The 19,074-nt window shown below is 70.7% G+C and carries 19 protein-coding genes and 1 pseudogene; 14 read left to right on the top strand and 6 right to left on the bottom strand.

The genetic code is table 11. The annotated features are described in order from the left end of the window. Nucleotides 1–6 precede the first annotated feature (6 nt). From ACFY5A_RS03295 to ACFY5A_RS03280, 4 genes are all read right to left on the bottom strand, one after another. Entirely contained in the window at nt 7–432 is a 426-nt protein-coding gene (locus ACFY5A_RS03295) for a DUF1801 domain-containing protein (protein ID WP_341941117.1), read from the bottom strand. 58 nt (nt 433–490) lie between these two features. Beyond that, on the bottom strand, nt 491–1,078 hold the full coding sequence (locus ACFY5A_RS03290) for an HhH-GPD-type base excision DNA repair protein (RefSeq protein ID WP_387231763.1): 588 nt from the start codon (nt 1,076–1,078) through the stop codon (nt 491–493). A 32-nt stretch (nt 1,079–1,110) separates the two neighbouring features. After that, nucleotides 1,111–1,398, bottom strand: a complete 288-nt coding sequence (locus ACFY5A_RS03285) for a response regulator (protein ID WP_387231761.1) — start codon at nt 1,396–1,398, stop codon at nt 1,111–1,113. A gap of 144 nt (nt 1,399–1,542) precedes the next feature. Beyond that, the gene (locus ACFY5A_RS03280; protein ID WP_341941120.1) at nt 1,543–2,838 is read right to left on the bottom strand and encodes a glutamyl-tRNA reductase; all 1,296 of its coding nucleotides are present in this window, start codon (nt 2,836–2,838) and stop codon (nt 1,543–1,545) included. A 215-nt stretch (nt 2,839–3,053) separates the two neighbouring features. Between ACFY5A_RS03280 and hemE the strand changes: the two genes are divergently transcribed. Beyond that, nucleotides 3,054–4,076: a uroporphyrinogen decarboxylase gene (hemE, locus tag ACFY5A_RS03275; protein ID WP_387231758.1), complete on the top strand. Its 1,023-nt coding sequence runs from the start codon at nt 3,054–3,056 to the stop codon at nt 4,074–4,076. A 355-nt stretch (nt 4,077–4,431) separates the two neighbouring features. Here hemE and ACFY5A_RS03270 read toward each other — a convergent pair whose 3' ends face one another. Further along, a complete protein-coding gene (locus tag ACFY5A_RS03270; RefSeq protein WP_387231756.1) occupies nt 4,432–5,322 on the bottom strand; it encodes an NAD(P)H-binding protein in 891 nt (296 codons plus the stop codon). Nucleotides 5,323–5,449: 127 nt separating this feature from the next. Here ACFY5A_RS03270 and ACFY5A_RS03265 point away from each other — a divergent pair, with 127 nt between their 5' ends. The 11 genes from ACFY5A_RS03265 (at nt 5,450) to ACFY5A_RS03215 (ending at nt 14,028) form a co-directional block, all read left to right on the top strand. Next, nucleotides 5,450–6,964, top strand: coding sequence for a protoporphyrinogen/coproporphyrinogen oxidase (locus tag ACFY5A_RS03265; RefSeq protein WP_387231754.1), 1,515 nt, complete (start codon nt 5,450–5,452; stop codon nt 6,962–6,964). Between the two features lie 159 nt (nt 6,965–7,123). Next, nucleotides 7,124–7,546, top strand: coding sequence for a hypothetical protein (locus ACFY5A_RS03260; protein ID WP_387231752.1), 423 nt, complete (start codon nt 7,124–7,126; stop codon nt 7,544–7,546). 1 nt (nt 7,547) lies between these two features. After that, a complete protein-coding gene (locus ACFY5A_RS03255; protein WP_105674262.1) occupies nt 7,548–7,955 on the top strand; it encodes a phage holin family protein in 408 nt (135 codons plus the stop codon). Beyond that, nucleotides 7,942–8,223 (top strand): hypothetical protein, encoded by a 282-nt coding sequence (locus ACFY5A_RS03250; protein WP_341941124.1) that lies wholly within the window; start codon nt 7,942–7,944, stop codon nt 8,221–8,223. Before ACFY5A_RS03255 ends, ACFY5A_RS03250 begins: the two co-directional genes overlap by 14 nt. 78 nt (nt 8,224–8,301) lie before the next feature. Then, on the top strand, nt 8,302–8,979 hold the full coding sequence (hemQ, locus tag ACFY5A_RS03245; protein ID WP_105674258.1) for a hydrogen peroxide-dependent heme synthase: 678 nt from the start codon (nt 8,302–8,304) through the stop codon (nt 8,977–8,979). An 8-nt stretch (nt 8,980–8,987) separates the two neighbouring features. Next, complete coding sequence (gene hemC / locus ACFY5A_RS03240) at nt 8,988–9,983, top strand: hydroxymethylbilane synthase (RefSeq protein ID WP_387231750.1); 996 nt, start codon at nt 8,988–8,990, stop codon at nt 9,981–9,983. Continuing rightward, nucleotides 9,980–10,771 carry a uroporphyrinogen-III synthase gene (locus ACFY5A_RS03235; RefSeq protein ID WP_341941126.1) on the top strand — a complete coding sequence of 264 codons (792 nt, stop codon included), beginning with the start codon at nt 9,980–9,982 and terminating at the stop codon, nt 10,769–10,771. Before hemC ends, ACFY5A_RS03235 begins: the two co-directional genes overlap by 4 nt. Further along, nucleotides 10,768–11,745, top strand: a complete 978-nt coding sequence (hemB, locus tag ACFY5A_RS03230) for a porphobilinogen synthase (RefSeq protein WP_387231748.1) — start codon at nt 10,768–10,770, stop codon at nt 11,743–11,745. The genes ACFY5A_RS03235 and hemB overlap by 4 nt, the downstream gene beginning before the upstream one ends. A gap of 29 nt (nt 11,746–11,774) precedes the next feature. Continuing rightward, nucleotides 11,775–13,100, top strand: coding sequence for a glutamate-1-semialdehyde 2,1-aminomutase (locus ACFY5A_RS03225; protein WP_341941128.1), 1,326 nt, complete (start codon nt 11,775–11,777; stop codon nt 13,098–13,100). A 177-nt stretch (nt 13,101–13,277) separates the two neighbouring features. Continuing rightward, nucleotides 13,278–13,727 (top strand): hypothetical protein, encoded by a 450-nt coding sequence (locus ACFY5A_RS03220; RefSeq protein WP_105674248.1) that lies wholly within the window; start codon nt 13,278–13,280, stop codon nt 13,725–13,727. Nucleotides 13,728–13,791: 64 nt separating this feature from the next. Next, entirely contained in the window at nt 13,792–14,028 is a 237-nt protein-coding gene (locus tag ACFY5A_RS03215) for a pentapeptide repeat-containing protein (protein ID WP_387235880.1), read from the top strand. Nucleotides 14,029–15,394: 1,366 nt separating this feature from the next. On the opposite strand, the pseudogene ACFY5A_RS03210 reads toward ACFY5A_RS03215, so the two are convergent. Continuing rightward, nucleotides 15,395–15,952 (bottom strand): annotated as a pseudogene (locus tag ACFY5A_RS03210) (ATP-binding cassette domain-containing protein); the annotation flags it as partial. 110 nt (nt 15,953–16,062) lie between these two features. Between ACFY5A_RS03210 and ACFY5A_RS03205 the strand changes: the two are divergent. Together ACFY5A_RS03205 and ACFY5A_RS03200 are read left to right on the top strand one after the other, a co-directional pair. Continuing rightward, on the top strand, nt 16,063–17,124 hold the full coding sequence (locus ACFY5A_RS03205) for an enoyl-CoA hydratase/isomerase family protein (protein WP_387231746.1): 1,062 nt from the start codon (nt 16,063–16,065) through the stop codon (nt 17,122–17,124). A 190-nt stretch (nt 17,125–17,314) separates the two neighbouring features. Then, nucleotides 17,315–19,042, top strand: coding sequence for an ABC transporter ATP-binding protein (locus ACFY5A_RS03200; protein ID WP_105674243.1), 1,728 nt, complete (start codon nt 17,315–17,317; stop codon nt 19,040–19,042). The last annotated feature ends 32 nt before the right edge of the window (nt 19,043–19,074 follow it).

Genomic DNA, 19,074 nt, shown 5'->3' with positions numbered 1-19,074 from the left:
TGTGGCTCAGCCGGTGACGGTGAGCTGCACCTCTGGGGTGCCGCCCGCCTCGACCCAGGCGAGCGAGCGCTCCAGGATGCCGCGGAGCACGTCGAGGTCGATCTGCTCGAGGTCCTTGATGTAGAGGCAGCCGGCGCCGGTCGTGTGCGGTCCGAGCTCAGCGAGGGCCTCGGTGTGCGCGGCGACGCCGTCGAACAGGTAGATCGTCGTCGCGGCCTTGCGCGGGGCGAAGCCGAGCAGTCCGCTGTCGCCCTCCGTGCCGGTCGGGTAGCGGTAGTGACAGGAGCCGAAGCCGATGATCGTGCCCCAGGTCGCGGGTTCCCGCCCGGTGATCTCCTGCATCAGCGCGGTGAGGGTCTCGGCATCCCTCCGGCGGATCGCCGGACTGGACCGTGCGATGAGCCCGGCGACGTCGTCGCCTGTCGGCTTCACTTCTCCGCCTCAATGGGTTTCGACGCGCTTCGCTTGCTCAGCCTTGCCTCGGCAGGCATCAACGCTCCTCCGTCGCATTGCTCCGTGCCGCGGCAACCTTCATCGCCTTCTTGTGCTCGCGGACCTTCGTCAGCGACTCGGGCGAGACGATGTCGGCGACGCTGCGGTATGAGCCCCCCTCGCCGTACGGAGCCGACGCCTCGCGCCAGCCGTCGCCGGTGAAGCCGTACTGCTTGCCGAGCAGGGCGAGGAAGATCTTCGCCTTCTGCTCGCCGAAGCCCGGCAGGGTCTTCAGGCGCTTCAGCACCTCGGCGCCCGAAGGGTCTCCCTCGGTCCACAGCGCGGCGGCGTCGCCGCCCCAGTGGTCCACGAGCTCCTGGCACAGGGTCTGCACGCGTGCGGCCATCGAACCGGGGAACCGGTGCACGGCGGGTGTCTGCTTGAACGCTTCGAGGAACTCGTCGGGGTTCAGGTGCGCGATGGCGGCGGCATCCGTCGCCCCGGTGCGCTGCTCGATCTTGAGGGGGCCTGCGAACGCGGTCTCCATCGGAACCTGCTGGTCCAGCAGCATCCCGACCAGCAGGGCCAGGGGGTTCTCGGTGAGCAGAGTGTCGGCGGCGGTGTCTCCGGTGATGTGAAGGGCCATGAACCCATCATCCCTCACGGCGGCCGTCGTGGTCAGAGCCGCTGCAGTCGGGGCAGCGGGCCCTCGAGTCGCGCGATCGACACCTTCACCTCGGTGAGCTCATTCTCCAGCTCCTGGAACCGCACATCGATCCTCTCGAAGCGTTCGTCGACCTTCTCGAACCGTTCATCGATCTTGTCGAACCGCAGGTCGATCTTCTCGAACCGCGCGTCCAACTCTCGCGACTGCCGCGCGAGCAGTCCGGCCACTCCGCCGAGCACCGTCAGGGTGAAGGCGAAGAGAGCGATGATCATTCCGATCACGTCCGGGGACACGAGCATCCTCCCATCCTGCGCCGATGACGCGGCGCTGTCACGCATCCGACCGTAGGACCGGCAGGGGTGGGGGAGTCGCGGCGGGCGCCGGGGGCAGCGACTCTGTGGAGAACCGGTGCTCTCCCGGTTCCTGTGGAGAGCGGGTGGAGCTCAGGCGCTCGCCGCGTCGGCGATGTCGTCCTGCGCCGGCTCGATGCCGTACAGGGAGGCGAGAGCCGATGTGAACTCGTCGGCCTTGCCCGATGCGGCGAGCTCGTGGGCGCGCACGGTCGGCGTGTGCAGCAGCACCCCGGCGAGATGGCGCAGCGCCTGCTCGACCCTGCCGTCCTCGTCGCCGCGGGCGCGAGCTCGGTCGATCTCGGTGTCGAGCAGGGAGAAGATGTGCGAGCGGAGGGCGACGACCGCCGGAGTCACGCTCTGACGGGAGCCCACGACGTGGAAGGTGTCCGCCGCCTCGCGGACGACGCTGCGCGCGGCATCCGTCGCCTGCAGCTCCTCGAGAGGGGCGTGCAGGCGGATGGTCTCGAGGTCGAGCAGGGCGACGCCCTCGAGCGTCGCGACGGCGGGGTCGACGTTGCGCGGCATGCCGAGGTCGACCACGAGCCGGCTGTGCGAGCCGACAGGGCATCCGACCGCTGCGGCGCCGACCGGCAGCTGCAGGTGCTCGGGGCCGAGGACGGGCTCCGTCGCGGTCGTGCAGGTGATGAGGAGGCTGGAGCGTGCGGCCGTGCGCGCGTAGTCGTCGGCCGACACGGCGCGGATGCCGTGCTTCGCGGCGAAGATCTCGGCGCGCCCCGACGGCGAGTAGACGGAGATGTTCTCGGCGCCGCGCTCGCGGAGCGTGGCCAGGGTGACGGCGGCGTAGGCGCCGGTGCCGACGAGCAGCACCCGCTCGGCCGACCAGTCGGCGATGCGGCTGTCGGCGAGCTCCAGAGCGAGGCGGACGAGCGAACGCCCTGCACGGCCCAGGGCGGTGACGTTCTTGACCTTGCGCTGAGCCTGGCTGGCGCGCTGGAACAGGCGCTCGAGCTCGGGAGAGGTCGTGCCGTCCTTGCGGGCGGACTTCAGCGCGCGGCGCACCTGGCCGGCGATCTCGCCCTCGCCAGACACGACGGATTCGAGTCCGGAAGCCACGGAGAAGAGGTGCTCGGCGACGCGTCGGCCCGAGTGCACGGCGTAGGCGCCGTCGAGCTCGGAGGCGGGAACACCGGTCGCGGACTCGACCGCTTCCAGCACGGCTTCGACGCCGACGGCTCCGGCCGCGGTGACCGGCTCGTCGATCTCGACGTACGCCTCGAACCGGTTGCACGTCGCGAGAACGACCGCACCCTGCACGCACGGCGTCAGCCCCACGAGGGTGGGTGCGACGTCGTCGGGGGTGCGGCTCAGGCGTTCGAGCAGGTCGAAGGAGGCGGTCTTGTGACTCGCCGTCACACACAGCAGCACACGACGATTCTACCCGAGCCGCGGTGGGCCGGGTTCGGCGGTCCTTTCGCGGCTCTCGGCCGGGTCGCGCCAGAACTCCGGAGAACCGTCCGCCCGTACGCCGGACAGCTCCGGGTGGGCGCGGGATCATGCGCCCACCCGGGCCGGCACGGCCTCGGATCTCCGGAGTTCCGGAGCGCAGCCGGCCCATAGACCCCGGATGGGAGGATGGACGCATGGCCCTCTCTGACGCTCCGCTGCTGCGCGCCCTCGCCGGACACCGACCCGAGCAGACCCCGGTCTGGTTCATGCGACAGGCGGGTCGGTCCCTGCCCGAGTACCGCGATCTCCGCGTCGGCACGAGGATGCTCGACGCCTGCCTCACACCGGAGCTCGCGGCGGAGATCACGTTGCAGCCGGTGCGCAGGCACGGCGTCGACGCGGCGGTCTTCTTCAGCGACATCGTCATCCCGCTGCGCCTCGCCGGCGTCGAGGTGGAGATCGAGCCTGGGCGCGGCCCGGTGTTCGCAAACCCCGTGCGGACCGCGGCCGACGTCGAGCGGATCACCGCGATCGACCCCGCCGACCTCGACGGATCCGCCATCGCCGCCGCCGTGGAGATCGTCACGGACGAGCTCGGCGACACCCCCTTGATCGGGTTCGCGGGGGCCCCGTTCACCCTCGCCGCCTACCTCGTGGAGGGAGGGCCGTCGAAGGAGCACCTGCGCGCCAGGGCGATGATGCACGCCGACCCCGAGTCCTGGAACCGCCTCGCCGGCTGGCTCGCCCGGGTCTCGCGCCGCTTCCTGGAGATCCAGAGGGATGCCGGAGCCTCCGTCGTCCAGCTGTTCGACTCGTGGGCGGGGTCCCTCAGCCCGGCGGACTACCGTGCCTTCGTCGCTCCGCACTCGCACGCGGCGCTGGCCGGCATCGGCATCCCGACCATCCACTTCGGCGTCGGCACCGGTCCGTTCCTCGCCGACATGCGCCTGGGTGGTATCGCCGACGGCGTGGGAGTCGACTGGCGCCAGCCGCTCGACGAGGCCGCGGCGATCCTCGGCGACGGCGTCACCGTGCAGGGCAACATCGACCCCGCGCTGCTGGGCGCCCCGTGGCCGGTGCTGGAGGCGCACGTGCGGGAGGTCCTCGAGCGGGGCCGCGCGGCCCGCGCGCACATCCTCAACCTCGGTCACGGCGTGCCTCCGGAGACGGATCCCGACCAGCTCACCCGCATCGTCGAACTGGTGCACGCGGTCTGAGGGGCTCTGCCCCGGTTTTCCCGCATCGTCGAACTGGTGCACGCGGTCTGAGGGCTCCGCTCCGCCTGCCCGCGCGTCTCCCGGTGCGCGCAGGTGCGGAGGAGTTCGCGCGTTCGGGAACACCTCGCGCGTTCGGGAGCACCTCGCGTGTTCGGGAGGAGTTCGCACGTTCGGGAGGAGCCCTGCGCGTGATTCCTCAGCCCGAACGCGCTTTCTCCTCCCGAACGGCGGCGCGGCGGGGGATCGGCGCGGCGGGGGGGCCGGAACGGCGGCGCGGCGGGGGGTCGGCACGGCGGCGCGACAGAGGTTCAGCACGGCCACGCGACGGGGGATCGGCGCGGCGGCGCGACGGGGATCAGCGGCGACGGGGGAGTGCGATCCTCAGGTCGCTCAGCCCGAACCGGCCCTCCGGGAGCGCGGCGCGGATCCGCTCGTCGGTGAACCCGCGCGACGGACGGATGCCCACGGGTGGCTCCGGTGCCGGCGGGGCGGCCTCGCTCACGCCCTCCGCGAGCATCCGGGCCTGCGCTCTCGCCACGAGCGGCACGACCATGAGCCGCTCCGTGATCCGCGCGAGGAGGCGGATGGTCCACACCGGCACGGGGAGGTAGGCGGGTCTGCGACCTGCGACGCGGGCGATGCGGCGGATCGCCTCGCCCAGAGTCACCTCGTCGACTCCCATCACGGCGACCGTGGGGTCGGGGATGCGGCCTTCGAGGGCCGCGAGGAGCACGTCGACCGCGTCGTCCACGGGGACGGGGCGTGCGGTGCGCTCGCGGAAGCCCACGGTCCAGAAGAACGGCAGCGTCCGCACGGCTTTCGTGACGTGGTCGACCATGTGGTCGCCGGATCCGTAGATCATGCCGGACTTGAGGATCGTGTGCGGGATGCCGGAGCCGCGGACGATCTCCTCCGCCTCCCACTTCGACTCGTGATAGCCGGAGCTGCAGTCGGGGCGCGCCCGCAGGAAGCTGACCATCACGATGCGGCCGACCCCTGCTCGCCGCGCGGCCTCGACGACCGCGCGGGTACCCTCGACGTGCACGCGGCGGAAGGTCTGGTCGCCGATCTCGCGATTGATGCCCGCGCAGTGCGCGACGGCGTCGCACCCGCGGAACGCCTCGGTGAGCGCGTCGACGTCGGTGACGTCGACGCCGTTGCGACGGGAGACGACGACCGCATCCTCGAGGCGTGCCGCGAGGTTCCTCCCGACGAAGCCGGTGCCTCCGGTGATGGCGACGCGCATCTTCACTCCTTCGCTTGTTAGCTATCTGGCTAAACAGTAGTCATCACGCGTCCGGACGGCAAGAGGGAACGGTTTCCGACGGGCGGCAGCTCTCGTGACGCGCTCGCGATGAACGAGGATGGAAGGCATGACCGCACGCCCTGAAGACCTCGCCGCCCTCGCCGCAGAGAAGCACGTCATCGTGATCGGCGGCGGCATCGGCGGGCTGATCGCGGCGCGCGAGTGCGTGAAGGTCGGCATGCGCGTGACGGTGCTGGAGGCGGCGGATGCCGTCGGCGGCGCGATCCGTCGGGCTGACCTCGGAGGCATCACGGTCGACGCCGGCGCGGAGAGCTTCGCGACGAGGGGCGGGCACGTCAGGGCGCTGCTCGACGACCTCGGCCTCGCCGACCGCATCGTCGCCCCCGCAGCGGGCGGGGCCTGGCTGGCCGGCATCCCCGGTGTGGGAGCGGCGCCGCTGCCGGTCGGCGGCATCCTCGGCATCCCCGCCAACCCGTTCCAGGACGACGTGCGCCGCATCATCGGCTGGTCCGGCGTCTGGCGCGCCTACCTCGACCGCGTGCGCCCGCCGCTGACGATCGGCCACAACCACAGCCTCGGCAAGCTGGTCTCCTCGCGCATGGGCGCGAAGGTGCGCGACCGCCTGGTCGCCCCGGTGACCACAGGGGTGTACTCGGCGCTCCCCGAAGACGTCGACGTCGACATCGCCGCCCCCGGTCTCAACGCCGCGCTCACCAGCGTCGGCTCGCTCTCGGGCGCCGTGCAGGCGCTGCGCGACGAGGGCGCCGCCCGTTCGGCGAAAGCGCCGGGGTCCGCGGTCGAGGGTCTCGACGGCGGCATGTCAGGGCTGGTCGATGCGCTCGTCGCCGACATCGAGAGCCTCGGTGGGGTGGTCCGCACCGGCGCGGAGGTCTCCGGCGTCTCCCGGTCGGGCGCGACGTGGACGGTGACGGCCGGGATCCCCGCGGCTGACACGGACGCGCTCGCCGCACCCGCCGACGGCACGAACGAGGAGCCGACCTCCGAGGAGCTCGTCCTCACCGCGGATGCCGTGATCGTCGCGACTCCGGAGGCGACGGCCCGCGAGCTCCTCGCGTCCTCGGCCCCCGCGCTCTCGCGCACCGACGCGGCTGTCGCCCCCGAGATCGAGATCGTGACCCTGCTGCTCGATGCCGCAGAGCTCGCCTCCGCGCCGCGGGGCACCGGGGTGCTGACGGTGCCAGGCTCGCACACCGCGAAGGCGCTCACCCACTCGAGTGCGAAGTGGCGGTGGGTGCGTGAGGCGGCCGGCGAGCGGCAGGTCGTCCGGGTGTCGTTCGGCGCCCAGGGCGAGCCCGCGGCGACGTCGGCGCCGGACGACGCGGATGCGGCGAGGCTCGCGCTGCGTGAGGCATCCGCCCTTCTCGGAGTCCCCCTGGACGAGAGCGCCCTCGTGGCCTCGCATCGCGCCCGGTTCGTGCAGTCGCAGCCGGCGTCGATCATCGGATCGGGCGATCGCCGTGCTGCCGCCCGTGCGGCGGTGCAGGCGGTGCCCGGCCTCGCCGCCGTCGGCGCGTGGCTCGCGGGGACCGGCCTCGCCCAGGTGATCCCCGATGCGAAGGAGGAGGCCGACCGCCTCCGCCGCGCGCTGCTGTGGGGCTGATCGCCCTCCGATGAGGACGTCTTTCGTCATCTGCTTGTCAACCCCCTCACGTGTAGATGCCGAAATCGGCATATGGGGTTACGCTGGGTATCTGGTCGGCGGTTCCGAATCGCCGGTTCGCCCCAGGCGTCCACACCGGAACTACGTAGAGGAGACCCCATGAAGGGGAAGATCGGACTCGTCGTCGGACTCGGCGTCGGATACGTCCTCGGCACGCGAGCCGGGCGCGAGCGCTACGAGCAGATCAAGACGCAGTGGCTCAAGGTCTGGCACCTCGACCCCGTCCAGGAGCAGGTCACCAAGGTCAAGTCCTACGTGGGCGACAAGGCAGCGGCCGTTGCCGGCGCGATCTGGACCGGCGTCGTCAAGATCGCGAAGTCCGCCAGCGGCAACGGCACCCCCGGCCAGCGGCTCGACTCGGCGATCGCCACCGGCAAGGACGCGGCAGACGACCTCGCCAAGGCGACGGAGGATGCGGTGGCCGAGGCCAAGCGCCGAGCGGAGCACGACGCGAAGAGCACGACAGCGAAGAAGCCTGCCGCGGCGAAGAAGCCCGCGGCTCCGAAGAAGGCCGACGACTGACATGCCCCGCGGATATCGGGATCGTGCGGACGACAGTCTGCTGACTCTCATCGGCGACCTCCCCGACCTGGTCACGAACCTCGTCAAGGCCGAGATCGACGCGGCCAAGGCGTGGGTCGCGAAGACCTCGAAGGATGCCGGCATCGGCTCCGTGTGGTTCCTGGTCGCCCTGTTCTTCCTATTCTGGGCCGTGCCCGTGGTCCTGGTTTTCGCCATCGCCGGGCTCTCGTCCTGGTGGCCGGTCTGGCTCTCGGCCATCGCCGTGTTCGGCATCCTGATCCTGGCGGTGCTGTTCTTCGCACTGCTCGGCATCCTGAAGTTCCGCAAGGTGCTGGCGCGGGAGAACCCTGCTCAGGCGGTGGCCGCCGACATCAAGATCGCGAAGGGCTCAGGCGATGACGAACTCTGACAGCACCGGCTCGCTGCCGAAGACGGCGGTCCCGGCCGGCATCGTCGATCCCGTGGCCTCGGCGAGGGCCGAGCTCAAGGCGGCGCTCGCCGCGATCGAGGTCAAGGGCAACTTCCCCCGGCGCATCGAGAAGGCCTCGGTGCGCGCAGCGGCGAAGGCGCGGCGATTCGCCGACCGCAACCCGGTCGGGGCGATCGCGGGCGCCGTCGCCCTCGCCGCCGTCGCGGGCAGTCTCGTGTGGGTCATCGCGCGCGCAGCCTCGCGCTGAGCATCCTTCCCCGCGCCGACGGGGGTCGGGTTCCTCCGCGGGTTCGCACCCGTCCCGCAAAGGGGGCAGACTGGGTGCATGTCCGAAGAGCGCGAAGAGAACCCGTCCGGCTTCACCCTCTGGGCGGTCTGGCGACGCAATCCCGACGTCCCGGTGACCGAATCCGACTCCACTGAGCTCGAGACGATCGTCTCGTACATCGAAGACTCCGGCGTGACCGTGCGGGGCTTCTACGACGTCTCCGGCCTCAAGGCCGACGCCGACCTGATGGTGTGGCTCCACGGCGACACCGCCGAAGACCTGCAGAAGGCGCTGCGTCGTCTTCGTCGCACCGAACTGCTGCGCACCCTCCTGCCCGTGTGGAACGTCATGGGCGTGCACCGCGACGCCGAGTTCAACCGTCAGCACGTGCCCGGGTTCCTCCGCGGCATCGAGCCCAAGGACTGGCTCTGCCTCTACCCGTTCGTGCGCACCCCGGAGTGGTACCTCGCCCCCGAGGAGGAGCGTCGGAAGATGCTCGCCGATCACGGCCGCAAGGGCGCCGCGTTCACCGGGGTCATCGCGAACACGGTCGCCGCGTTCGCCCTCGGCGACTACGAGTGGCTCCTGCCCCTCGAGGCCGACGACGTCACCGAGCTCGTCGACCTGATGCGCGACCTGCGCTACACCGACGCGCGTCTGTACGTGAAGGAGGAGGTGCCCTTCTACACGGGGCGCCGACTGCGGTTCGACGAGATCGCGGACGTGCTGCAGTAGGCCCCGCCATGAGCACCCCGATCAGGTTGGGCACCCGCCGCAGCGCGCTCGCGCAGGCGCAGTCCGGTCATGTCGCCGCCGCCCTCGAGAAGGTCGCCGGCCGTCCTGTCGAGCTCGTTCCGATCACCAGCGAGGGCGACACCAACCGTGCGTCCCTGTCGGAGATCGGCGGACAGGGCATCTTCGCCACCCGTCTTCGTGAGGCTCTCCTCGCCGGGGAGTGCGATCTCCTCGTGCACTCGCTGAAGGACCTGCCGACGGCGATCCCCGAGGGCCTCGTCATCGCCGCCACGCCGGTGCGCGAAGACGCCCGCGACGTCGCGATCACGCGCGACGGCATCCCCCTGCACGAGCTGCCGCCGGGAAGCCTCATCGGCACGGGGTCCCCGCGTCGCATCGCGCAGGTGCGACGGCGGGCTCCGCACGCCAGGGTGGTCGACATCCGCGGCAACGTCGACTCGCGTCTGCAGCGTGTGGCGACGGAGGAGCTGGATGCCGTCATCCTCGCCGCCGCCGGGCTGTCGCGCCTCGGAGCGGATTCGCCCCTGCGGCGCGAGGAGCTCGGTCTCGCCGAGTGGCCGACCGCCCCCGGGCAGGGGGCGCTCGCCGTCGAGACGCGTACGGATGCCGCTCCCGCGCTGCTCGCGGCGCTCGCGGAGCTGGACGACGAGGCGACCCGTGTGGCGGTCACCGTCGAACGCGCGATCCTCGAAGGGCTGGACGCCGGATGCCAGGCGCCGATGGCCGCCCACGCGGTCGTCTCCGGCGCCTCGGTGCGCGTCAGAACGGTCGTCTACGCGGCCGACGGGGGCAGTAGAATCGGCCTCGACGTCACGGAAGACCTGAACGGGGAGTATATTCATCGGAACGGCAGTGGCAATGGAGCGGATGCTGCCGATGGTGCAGACCCGATGCACGCAGCGCGCGAGCTCGGGTTGACTGTTGCCCGTCGGCTGCTCGATCAAGGGGCGGCTGACCTCGTCTCCCGAGAGCATTCCTCATGACTGATTCAAAGCAGGACCGACCGCTGGACGGCTGGCGCATCCTCGTACCCCGCGGCGGACCGTGGGGCGACGGCGTCGCCGCGAGTCTGCGTTCCCAGGGCGCGGTGCCCGTCGTCGCGCCGCTCATCAACTTCGCCCCCACGACCGACCAGGCCGCGCTCGACGTGGCGCTGGAGCAGCTGGCAGCGGGTGTGTACGACTGGCTGACGATCACGAGTGCGACGACCGTCGACGTGATGTTCGCGCATCGCGCCGTCGTCCCCCGCACGACGAGGATCGCCGCGGTCGGCGAGACGACCGCCGCGGCTCTGCAGGCCGTGGGCTACGAGGTCGCGCTGGTGCCCGACGAGGACAACTCCGCCGAGGGAATGGCCGAGCAGCTGATCGGGCTGGAGACGGAGCCCCGTCGCATCCTGGCGCTGCGCAGCGAGATCGCGAAGCCGGTGCTGAGCAAGCTGCTGGAGAAGGCCGGGCACGACGTCGACAGCGTGGTGGCCTATCGCACCGTCGGAGTCCCGGTGACCGATCGCATCATGCGCGACGTGCAGAACGGCCGCATCAACGCGATCCTGATCACCAGCGGCTCCGTCGCTCAGCAGGTGCGCGAGCAGTTCCCTGACATCCCCGACGAGACGCTGCTGGCCGCGATCGGGCCCCGCACCGCCCGCGACGCCCGCAAGGCGGGGCTGCCGATCACGGTGGTCGCCGACCGGCAGACGGTGGATGCCCTCATCGACGCGGTGTCGCATTTCACGCTTCCGCACGCGGCCGACGAGTTCGCGCCGTGAGCTTCCCCGAGACCCGCCTCCGTCGGCTGAGGCAGTCGCCCGCCGTGCGCGACCTCGTGCGCGAGACGTCCCTCGAACCCCGTCAGCTCGTGCTGCCGCTGTTCGTCAGGGAGGGCATCTCCGAGGCCTCGCCGATCGGCTCCATGCCCGGCGTCCTGCAGCACTCCCTCGACTCCCTGCGGGCGGCCGCCGTGGACGCGGCCGAAGCCGGCGTCGGCGGAGTGATGCTGTTCGGCGTGCCCGCGGTGCGCGATGCGCGCGGCTCCGGGGCCGACGATCCCGCCGGCATCCTGAACGTCGCGACCGAGGCGCTGGCCGCCGAGGTGGGCGACGCCCTCGTGGTGCAGACCGATCTGTGTCTCGACGAGTTCACCGACCACGGCCACTGCGGCGTGCTCGCGGCTGACGGCTCCGTGGACAACGACGCGACCCTGGAGCGGTACACCACGATGGCGCTCGCGCAGGCGCGAGCCGGCTCTCAGCTGCTCGGGCTGTCGGGGATGATGGACGGCCAGGTCGCCGTCATCCGCGCGGCGCTCGACGCCGAGGGCTTCCACTCGACGCTGCTGCTCGCCTACGCCGCGAAGTACGCGAGCGCGTTCTACGGGCCGTTCCGTGAGGCGGTGGACTCCCAGCTCACCGGCGATCGCCGCACCTACCAGCTCGACCCCGGCAACCGCCGGGAGGGCGTGCGCGAGGCGGTCGTCGACGAGGCCGAGGGCGCCGACATCGTGATGGTGAAGCCCGCCATGTCCTTCCTCGACGTGCTCAGGGAGGTGCGCGACACCGTGCATATTCCGGTCTGGGCATATCAGGTGTCCGGCGAGTACGCGATGATCGAGGCCGCCGCCGCGAACGGCTGGATCGATCGTCGGGCCGCCGTGCTGGAGTCGCTGCTGTCCATCCGCCGCGCCGGAGCCGACGCCGTGCTGACCTACTGGGCGACCGAGGCCGCGCGCTGGCTGCGCGGCTGATCGCCCCTTCGCCATCCGGAGGAGTTCTCATGACCGACCGCAATGACGATCTGTTCGCCGCCGCCCGCGCGGTGACCCCCGGCGGAGTGAACTCTCCCGTGCGGGCCTATGGCTCGGTGGGGGGCACTCCGCGCTTCCTGGCCTCGGCCAAGGGGGCGAGGGTGACGGATGCCGCCGGCATCGAGTACGTCGACCTCGTCGCCTCGTGGGGGCCCGCTCTGCTCGGTCACGCGCACCCGGAGGTCGTCGCGGCGGTGCAGGAGGCTGCGACGCGCGGTCTGTCGTTCGGCGCCCCGACGGAGGGCGAGGTGGAGCTCGCGACGCTGATCGCCGACCGTGTGCGGTTCGCCGAGGCGCGCCCGGTCGAGCGCGTCCGTCTCGTGTCGACGGGCACCGAGGCGACGATGACCGCGATCCGACTGGCGCGCGGGGCGACCGGTCGCGACCTGCTCGTGAAGTTCGCCGGCCACTACCACGGCCACTCCGACGGCCTGCTGGCGGAGGCCGGATCGGGGATCGCGACGCTCGCGCTCCCCGGATCCGCGGGCGTCCCCGCCCCGATCGCCGCGCAGACGCTCGTCATCGGCTACAACGATCCCGATGCGTTGGCAGCGGTGTTCGCCGAGCACGGCGACCGCATCGCGGCCGTGATCGTCGAGGCGTCGGCCGCCAACATGGGCGTGGTGGCGCCGGTTCCCGGTTTCAACCGCCTGATCGCCGACACCGCGCACGAGCACGGCGCCCTGATGATCCTCGACGAGGTGCTCACCGGATTCCGCGTGCACCCCGCGGGTTTCTGGGGCCTGCAGGCCGCGGCGGGCGAGGACTACCTCCCCGACATCATCACCTTCGGCAAGGTCGTCGGCGGGGGGATGCCGCTGGCGGCCCTCGGCGGCCGCGCCGAGATCATGGACCTTCTCGCGCCCCTCGGCCCGGTGTACCAGGCGGGAACCCTGTCGGGGAACCCGCTCTCGGTCGCCGCGGGGCTCGCGACGCTGCGCCTCGCGACGCCGGAGGTGTACGAGACGGTGGACGCGGCATCCGCTCGCCTGGTCGCGGCCCTCGAGGGCGCGCTGACGGAGGTCGGGGTCACCCACTCCGTGGCGAAGGCGGGGAACCTGTTCAACGCCTCGTTCCGAGCCTCGGCGCCGCGCGACTACGCGGAGGCCCAGGCGCAGGAGTCGTTCCGGTACGCGCCGTTCTTCCATTCCATGCGCGAGCAGGGAGTGGCGCTCCCGCCGAGCGTGTTCGAGGCCTGGTTCCTCACCGCCGCGCACGGCGACGAAGAGCTCGATCTCATCGAGCAGGCGCTCCCGGCCGCGGCTGCGGCGGCGGCTCGCGCGACTCGCTCCTGACGACTGCCCCTCCGCGCGCCTCGGCGGTCCCCGGACCCACCGAGACTCGAGTATGGTACATATATTCGAATCTCGGCGTGCGGGAAGGGGAGAAGTGGATCAACACGACAAGGGATCGTTGCGTTCCTGTGAGCAAGACCCAGACAACTGGGGGGATGCCGCTGGCAGACTGGTGGCATGGTGACGTTGCTGCTGGACCAGACGCAACTCGAGATCGTGCTCTCGCCGATCGAGCGTGCCGCGAGCTTCCACCGCGACAACATCCGCATCGAGCGCGAGACCATCGCCAAGGTGCAGCTCACCGATGACGCATGGACGTGGCTCCGTGGAGTGCCGAACCCTGGCACGCACATCCCGGGAGTGCTCGCCGCGGGAACGTGGAAGACCGCGGGCAGCCTCGACTTCGTCCTGATCCGCAGACGACGTCCGAGCGTCGTCATCGATCTCGACGGAGACCACGAGTACCGCCGACTCATCCTGACGACGAGCCACGGCCTCGCGCTGACCCAGGCGCTCCGTCTGGACGTGTCCGACGAGCCCGCCGACGTCGAGGAGATCGTCGCCACAGCTCCGGTCCCGGTGTCCAAGGGGAGCCGCCGTCCCGTGATCCGTCCGCGGCCCGCCTGACCTCGTCAGAGACTCCGCTTCACACGACGAACCCCTCCGTGCCCGCAGGCAGGAGGGGTTCGTCGTGTCAGCGGCGTTCAGCCGTGATGATGGTCGTGGTGCTCGCCCTCGTGGTGCTCGGGGTGCTCGCCTTCGTGGTGCTCGCCTTCGTGGTGCTCGCCCTCGGGGTGCTCGCCTTCGTGGTGCTCGCCTTCGTGCTCGTGACCCTCGTGCTCGTGGTGGTCGGAGGCCTGGTCGCCCTCGGCGGGGTCGCCCGCGTCATCCGCAGCCTCTTCGGCGGAGCCTCCGCCGTCAGCGGTAGGAACGGTGTCGATCACTCCGGTCGTGGCGACCGCCCAGTGCGCGCCCTCGTCCTGGCCCTGCTCATCGCTGGTCGGCGCGTGCTCATCGCCCGTGGGCGCCTCGGCGAAGGGGTAGTCCTTCGGCTCATCCTCGTAGTAGGCGCGAGCCGCGGCGGCGAGCATCGACGAGACGGCTGCCGCCCGAGGGTCGGCATCCTCTTCGCTCGCGGTTTCCGACGCCTCGGATTCCGTGTCGCCCACAGTCTCCGACGCTTCGTCGCCCGTCGTCTCCGACGCTTCGGACTCCGTTGCTTCGGTGTCGGATGACTCGGACTCGGACTCGGACTCGGACTCGGACTCGGACGACTCGGATTCGGATGCTGCGGTCGTGTCCTCCGAGGAGTCGAGGCCCTCGAAGACCTCGAGGCCGGAGTGCTCGGCGTCCTCACCGGCATCGTGCGGCTCGGTGGCCGTCTCGCCGGTGTCGGCCGACGCGGTGCCGAACAGGATCTCGTCGAACGAGGGTCCTCCGGCGACGTCTGCAGCGGGTGCCTCTTCGGTCTCGGTCGACTCGGCGACCTCGCCCTCCGCCTCTGCGGAGCCGGTGTCAGCGTCGTCGTCTGTCGCGTCGTCGGCCGCATCGGCCGTGTCCTCGGCATCCGCTGCGTCTGCGGCGTACCCGAGCTCAGCGGCCGCGTGATCGACATCTGCCGCGGCATCCTCGGCGTCCGCTGCGGCGTCTACCGCGTCGGAGGCGGCATCGGCCGCATCCTCCGCAGAGGGGGCCTCGGCGATCGCCGCTCCCGCGCCGGCGGTCAGCACGGCGGCGGCCAGCGGGTCTCCGGGAACGGACTCGGCTTCCAGCGGCAGCACGTCCACGGCGGCGGGCGCGTCATCGAGGGGGGCTTCGTCGGTGGACTCCTCCTCGACGGGGGTCTCCTCGACGGAGGCTTCCTCGACCGGGGCTTCCTCGGCGGCGTCGTCCGCGGCCGACGCGGGCGCCTCGGGGAGCACGAGCTGCGAGGCGACGGCCTCGGCGTGCGGCGCGAGCTTGCCTCCGCGCACGAGCTCGATGAACACGTCCTCCAGCGTCGGTCCTCGCTGCACGAGGGTGCTCAGCGCGACGCCGGCGGCCGCTGCGACCGATCCGACGGTCTTGGCGTCTCCGCCGCGCACGGTGAGACCCGAGCGCAGCACCTCGACCTCGAACCCTGCGGCGGCGAGGGCGGAGGTGAGCGCGGCGCGATCCGCGGCATCCACCACCACCGAACCGGCTGCGGGGTCGGCGAGGCTCTCGATGCCGCTGGACAGGACCAGCCGGCCCTTCGACAGCACGAGCACGTGATCGGCGACCTGCTCGACCTCGCTCAGCACGTGCGAGGAGACGAGGACGGTGCGCCCCTCATCGGCCAGACGGCGCATTAGCAGGCGCATCCAGCGGATGCCCTCGGGGTCGAGGCCGTTGGCCGGCTCGTCGAAGACGAGGGTTCCGGCGTCGCCGAGCAGGGCGTGCGCGACGCTGAGGCGCTGCCGCATCCCAAGGGAGAAGCTGCCGATGCGGCCCTCGCCCTCACCGTCGAGGCCCACGAGCGCGAGCACCTCGTCGACACGGGAGAGGGGGATGCCGTTGGCCTTCGCGGCGATGGTCAGCTGCCTGGCCGCCGTGCGCCGAGGGCGGTAGACCGTCTCCTCGAGCACCGAGCCGATCGTGCGCAACGGGGTGCGCAGGTCTGCATAGGGCACGCCGCCGATCGTGGCCGTACCGCTGGTCGGGCGCACCTGGCCGAGCAGGATGCGCAGCGAGGTCGTCTTGCCGGCTCCGTTCGGGCCGAGGAAAGCGGTCACGACACCGGGCTCGACCCGAGCGGAGAAGTCGGACACCGCCGTCACATCGTTGAAACGCTTCGTGACGCGCGTGAACTCGAGCACCTGTCCGTCGGGCATCCGCGACCTCTCCTTGCATGGGCAGTTCTGTCTATCCTGCCGGAAAAGCCGCAGGATCGCGCATTTCCCGGTGAAAAGGCCGCCTCGGAAACGGGAGTAGCCTGGCTCTCGTGACCGATCCCACCGTTGCTCCGCGCGTTCTCGTCCGCACCGAAGGAGCCCTCGGGCGGCTCACACTCAACCGCCCTGAGGCGATCAACGCCCTCGACCACGACATGATCGTGCAGCTGACAGCGGCCCTCGACGCCTGGCGCGACGACACCGATGTGCAGATCGTCGTCCTGGACGGCGAAGGCGAGCGGGGCCTGTGCGCCGGCGGGGACGTCCGTGCGCTGCACGCGCAGATCGTCGCGGGGAGGGCGGAGGAGACCGCGCAGTTCTTCCGGGCCGAGTACGCCCTGAACGCGATGATCGCCGAGTACCCCAAGCCGGTCGTGGCGATCGCCGACGGCATCACGATGGGCGGCGGCATCGGCCTCGCCGGTCACGCGGCGATCCGCATCGTCACCGAGCGCTCGACTCTGGCGATGCCAGAGACTCGCATCGGATTCACTCCCGATGTCGGCGGCACCTGGCTGCTCGGGCGCGCCCCCGGCCGCTTCGGGGAGTACTTCGGCCTCACCGGCGGCACCATGAACGCCGCGGATGCCGTCTACCTCGGCTTCGCCGACCACTTCGTGCCCTCCGACCGGCTGGAGGCGCTGCGCGAGGCCCTGGCCTACCGTGCCGATCCGACCGGGCCGGCGGAGATCGTGCTGCTCTTCGACGAGACGCCAGAGCCGTCCGTCCTGCCTGCATCGCGCGAGTGGATCGACGAGGCGTTCTCCGCACCGACGGTCGCCGAGATCGTCGAGCGTCTGAAGGCGCAGGGCACTGCGGATGCCGCAGCGATCGCCGACCTGCTGGAGGGCCTCGCCCCGACCGGTCTCGCCGTCACGCTCGATGCGGTCCGCGAGGCCAGGGACCTTCCTGGTCTGCGCGCGGCGCTGGAGGGCGAGTACCGCAGGGTGCTGTGGTTCGTGAACGAGCACCCCGACCTCGTGGAGGGCATCCGCGCGCAGCTGGTCGACAAGGACCGCAACCCGAAGTGGAACCCGCCGACCATCGCCGAACTGGCACCGGATGCCGGAGCCGACGCGCGGGCGTACGTGCCGGAGCACCCCCTGTTCTGAATCGGTCCTGTTGTTCTCCCGAGTGCACAAACCGCAGACCGCAGCGAAATAAGGTTCGCTGTGAGCGAAGGTCCCCCCTCAGGGGGATGCGAATGTCCGTGGCACGTGACAATCTGTGATGCGGCTGATTGTCGGTCGGCATCCGCCAGCCGAGAAATCCGCTGTTCCAACCCCTCAAGGAAGTCCGCCTGTGCTGGGAAAAATCCTCGTCCGCTATCTCTCCCGATATCGATGGTTGCTCGTCGGCGTCCTGGTGTTCCAGTTCGCCAGCGCCCTCGCGTCGCTGTACCTGCCGAACCTGAACAAGGACCTCATCGACCAGGGCGTCGCCCAGGGTGACACCGCGTACATCTGGCGCACCGGCCTGTTCATGCTCGTCGTCTCGCTCGGCCAGATCGTCGCGTCCGTCATCGCGACCTACTTCGCCGCCAGGGCCGCCATGGGGGCCGGCCGTGACATCCGCGCCGACGTCTTCGCCAAGGTGAGCGGATTCTCCGAGCGCGAGGTCTCGCAGTTCGGCGCCGGCTCACTGATCACCCGCAACACGAACGACGTGCAGCAGGTCCAGATGCTCGCCATGATGGGCGCGACGATGTTCGTCACCGCGCCTCTGCTCGCCATCGGCGGCATCATCATGGCCGTCGTGACGAACGCCAGCCTGAGCTGGCTGATCGCCGTCTCCGTCCCGGTCATGCTGATCATCGCCCTCCTGATCATCAGCCGCATGGTGCCGCTGTTCCGGAGCATGCAGAAGAAGATCGACAACGTCAACCGCATCATGCGCGAGCAGCTCACCGGCGTCCGCGTCGTGCGCGCCTTCGTGCGCGAGGAGATCGAAGAAGAGCGCTTCCGCGGCGCGAACACCGACATCATGGTGGTCGGCCGCAAGATCGGCTCGCTCTTCGTGCTCCTGTTCCCGCTGTTCATGCTCGTGCTCAACGTCACGGTCGTCGCGGTGATCTGGTTCGGCGGCATCGAGGTCAACTCGGGCACCGTCGAGATCGGCACGCTCTTCGCGTTCATGCAGTACATCGGCCAGATCATGATGGGCGTCATCATGTCGAGCTTCATGGCGATGATGATCCCGCGCGCCGCCGTCTCGGCCGAGCGCGTCGGCGAGGTCCTCGACTCGACGTCGAGCATGACGCGCCCCGAGCACGGCGTCAGCGACTTCCCCGTCCCCGGAGCCGTGGCCTTCGACGCCGTCGAGTTCACCTACCCCGGTGCGGAGTCGCCTGTCCTGCACGGCATCAGCTTCGCCGCGGAACCGGGGGAGACCGTCGCGATCGTCGGATCCACCGGTGCGGGCAAGACGACGCTCGTCTCCCTGATCCCTCGGCTCTTCGACGTCACCGGAGGCGCCGCCTTCGTGGGCGGGACCGACGTGCGTGAAGCCGACGTCGACGCGCTGTGGCAGAGCATCGGCCTGGTGCCCCAGCGCCCGTTCCTCTTCACGGGCACCGTGGCGTCGAACCTTCGCTACGGTCGTGAGGACGCGACCGATGAAGAACTCTGGCATGCGCTGGAGATCGCACAGGGGCGCGACTTCGTGGAGGAGATGCCCGATGGGCTGAACTCGCGCATCGCCCAGGGCGGCACGAACGTCTCGGGCGGTCAGCGCCAGCGTCTCGCCATCGCACGTGCGATCGTGCACCAGCCGCAGATCCTCGTCTTCGACGACTCGTTCTCGGCGCTCGATCTCACCACAGACGCCCGCCTGAGACAGGCGCTGTGGCGGGAGCTCCCGCACGTCACGAAGATCGTCGTCGCGCAGCGCGTCTCGACGATCACGGATGCCGATCGCATCGTCGTCCTTGAAGGAGGAACCATGGTCGGCGTGGGCACCCACGAGGAGCTGCTCGAGACCAACGACACGTACCGCGAGATCGTCGAGTCGCAGCTGGGGGTGGACGCATGAGCGCGCAGAACCCGTCGACTCCCGAGAAGCCG

Origin of the sequence: Microbacterium sp. NPDC012755 (assembly GCF_042901325.1) — a bacterium.
GTDB classification, from domain to species: domain Bacteria; phylum Actinomycetota; class Actinomycetes; order Actinomycetales; family Microbacteriaceae; genus Microbacterium; species Microbacterium natoriense.
Note: the sequence above shows the minus strand (reverse complement) of the source record. Positions and strands in the feature narration are given on the sequence as shown.